Genomic DNA, 615 nt, shown 5'->3' with positions numbered 1-615 from the left:
CCAGATCTCTACGCATTTCACCGCTACACCTGGAATTCTACCCCCCTCTACAAGACTCTAGTTCGCCAGTTCGAAATGCTATTCCTAGGTTGAGCCCAGGGCTTTCACATCTCGCTTAACAAACCGCCTGCGCACGCTTTACGCCCAGTAATTCCGATTAACGCTCGGACCCTCCGTATTACCGCGGCTGCTGGCACGGAGTTAGCCGGTCCTTCTTCTGTAGGTAACGTCACAGATATAGCGTATTAARCTACACCCTTTCCTCCCTACTGAAAGTGCTTTACAACCCGAAGGCCTTCTTCACACACGCGGCATGGCTGCATCAGGGTTTCCCCCATTGTGCAATATTCCCCACTGCTGCCTCCCGTAGGAGTCTGGGCCGTGTCTCAGTCCCAGTGTGGCTGATCATCCTCTCAGAACAGCTAGGGATCGTCGCCTTGGTGAGCCATTACCTCACCAACTAGCTAATCCCACCTAGGTTCATCCAATCGCGGAAGGCCCGAAGGTCCCCTCCTTTCCCCCGTAGGGCGTATGCGGTATTAGCAGTCGTTTCCAACTGTTATCCCCCTCGACTGGGCAGATCCCTAGGCATTACTCACCCGTCCGCCGCTCGCC

Annotated in this window: 1 rRNA gene; it reads right to left on the bottom strand. The window is 55.0% G+C overall.

What is annotated here, in order from left to right:
• Positions 1-615 (bottom strand): 16S ribosomal RNA (locus tag L5L98_RS22470); the annotation flags it as partial.

This window comes from Shewanella sp. SM23 (assembly GCF_025654295.1).
In the GTDB taxonomy this organism is placed as follows: Bacteria; Pseudomonadota; Gammaproteobacteria; order Enterobacterales; family Shewanellaceae; genus Shewanella; species Shewanella oncorhynchi.
This window is presented reverse-complemented; position numbering and strand designations above follow the sequence as displayed.